Source organism: Bradyrhizobium sp. AC87j1 (assembly GCF_002936975.1).
Taxonomy (GTDB): domain Bacteria; phylum Pseudomonadota; class Alphaproteobacteria; order Rhizobiales; family Xanthobacteraceae; genus Bradyrhizobium; species Bradyrhizobium shewense.
The window spans coordinates 1-1,918 of sequence record NZ_PTFE01000221.1 but is presented as its reverse complement, the minus strand read 5'-3'; the positions used below and the strand labels follow the sequence as shown (position 1 = coordinate 1,918).

The window sequence follows — 1,918 nt, the reverse complement described above, 5'->3', positions numbered from 1 at the left end:
CATAACGGTCGCCGGCCTTCACGAAGCCGACCGGCGCTGTCACAACCAACTCGCCCCGGCGCGCCTTCTCGTAGCGGGCCGAGAGCGAGCGCTGGCGCAACAGATCCAGCTCGTACTCGTTGAGGCTACCCTTGAGCCCGAGCAGCAGGCGGTCGTTGCCGTGCCTTGGCGCATAGATGGTCTCTTGATCGACCAGAACGGTATCGACCACGCGGCACATCTCGATGAGTTGCTGCCAATCCCGGCTGTTGCGGGCGAAGCGCGAGACCTCGCGGGCGCAAACCGCACCAACCTTGCCGAAGCAGACCTCCGCCACCATTCGCTCGAATCCGGCGCGTTGTATGCCGCCGGCAGCTGAACGACCGAGATCATCATCGATCACTTCAATCTCTGACCACCCGAGTGCCGTCAGCCGGTCTCGCATGGCGTATTGCAGCGCGCTGCTCTCGCGATTGTACAACACCTGATGGGCCGAAGACTGACGCACGTAAAGAATCGCCTTGCGCTCCAGATGATGAGGCCTGACCTTGTCAGAGATCATGATCGACCTCCTTCGCGGGCGTCGCTGTCATCGCTGCATGGTCGAGGATCAACTGCATCATCAGGCTCGTGAGCGCTGCCCGCGCTTCTGCGGGCAGATCCAGCCATGTGGGCGCACCGATGGCGCCGTTCGACAGGCCACTCCCGAACAGATCCATCTGCTGCTGCGGCCGCGGTTGTCGATTGTGTCGGTATCCGCCCGCCGGCACTGCCGTCTGCCGTGACATGAGTCTCTCCCCGATTCTGGTCGTGAGAAGCTCTGGATGCGCCAGAAAGCAGGGCAGCTGATGGCGTTCGATCCTTCAACGCCAGATCGAGAAGCGTAGAGAGCGCCGAAAGTGCGTCCATGCTGACAAAGGGCTGAGCTGTCAAAGGCTCAGCGTCAGGGCATGCCGCCCGATCGAACATCCATGCCGGAACCTCCAACCATCGATCCGCTTGTGATCCATCAAGAGAGCAGCGTAAAGCGACATCATCAGCCTTCTCGACGCTTCCATGAACGCAAACTCGGCGACCAAACCAGGGATGATGTCGATAAAGAACCTCGCGAAGAGCGGTCCTGTGGGCGTTCTTGAGCCTTGTTGTACAACGATGCCCGACCCCACTCGCAGCTCGGATGGAAAACGCCCTCCGAGTTAGCCTTCACCTGTCACCCGCGCCGGGATCTGGCGCTGCGCTATGCCGAAGGCTCCGCGCCAGCTCCCGTCGCTCCCACCGCCCAACCGGGCAAATCCAACGACCGGAGCGAACTCAGGATTGGATAAAACTTGATGTGGTGGAACGGCGCGCTCCAACAGCATCAAAGTGCTAGAACGTGGTCGTTGTTCGAACGCCACAAAGGAGGGACCGTTCCGTGAAACAGCTTATCACCATCGGGCTCGATCTGGCCAAGCACGTTTTCCAGGTTCACGGGGCGGATGCCGAGGGCTCGCCCGTGTTCAACCGGAAGCTACGGCGCAGCGAAGTTCTGCGTTTCTTTGAGAAGCTGCCACCATGCCTGGTGGGAATGGAAGCATGCGGTAGCGCCCACTATTGGGCACGCGAGATCGCAGCTCTCGGTCATGAGGTCCGGCTCATTCCGCCGGCTTATGTCAAACCCTTCGTCAAGCGTGGTAAGACGGATGCGGCGGACGCGGAGGCCATCAGCGAAGCGGTGACCCGAAAGACCATGCGCTTCGTGCCGATTAAGACAGCTGAGCAACAGGCTGCCGCGATGGTGCTGAAGACCCGCGCTCTTCTAGTGCGGCAGCGAACGCAGGCGGTCAACGCGTTGCGCGCGCATCTGGCAGAATTGGGGATCATCGCCACCGCCGGCCTGGCAAAGGTTGAGGCGCTGGTCGCAATCATACGGGATGAGACAGATGCTCGCCTGCCCGCA

The 1,918-nt window shown here is 61.2% G+C and carries 3 protein-coding genes and 1 pseudogene; 2 read left to right on the top strand and 2 right to left on the bottom strand.

The window, feature by feature from the left end:
• Both CV770_RS40915 and CV770_RS40910 read right to left on the bottom strand, forming a co-directional pair.
• Positions 1-541: recombinase family protein (locus CV770_RS40915; RefSeq protein ID WP_146101469.1), on the bottom strand; the 541-nt coding region annotated here is incomplete at its 3' end.
• Positions 531-767 (bottom strand): hypothetical protein, encoded by a 237-nt coding sequence (locus CV770_RS40910; protein WP_104466301.1) that lies wholly within the window; start codon positions 765-767, stop codon positions 531-533. The genes CV770_RS40915 and CV770_RS40910, both read right to left, overlap by 11 nt.
• 357 nt (positions 768-1,124) lie before the next feature.
• Between CV770_RS40910 and CV770_RS40905 the strand changes: the two are divergent.
• Positions 1,125-1,304: pseudogene (locus CV770_RS40905) on the top strand (IS3 family transposase); the annotation flags it as partial.
• An 89-nt stretch (positions 1,305-1,393) separates the two neighbouring features.
• Positions 1,394-1,918 (top strand): IS110 family RNA-guided transposase (locus CV770_RS40900; RefSeq protein ID WP_146101468.1); only part of this gene is annotated, 525 nt, incomplete at its 3' end.

Bases quoted from the DNA above. Each gene is read 5' to 3' on its own strand.
- CV770_RS40910 (WP_104466301.1), bottom strand. From the start codon at position 767: ATGTCACGGCAGACGGCAGTGCCGGCGGGCGGATACCGACACAATCGA.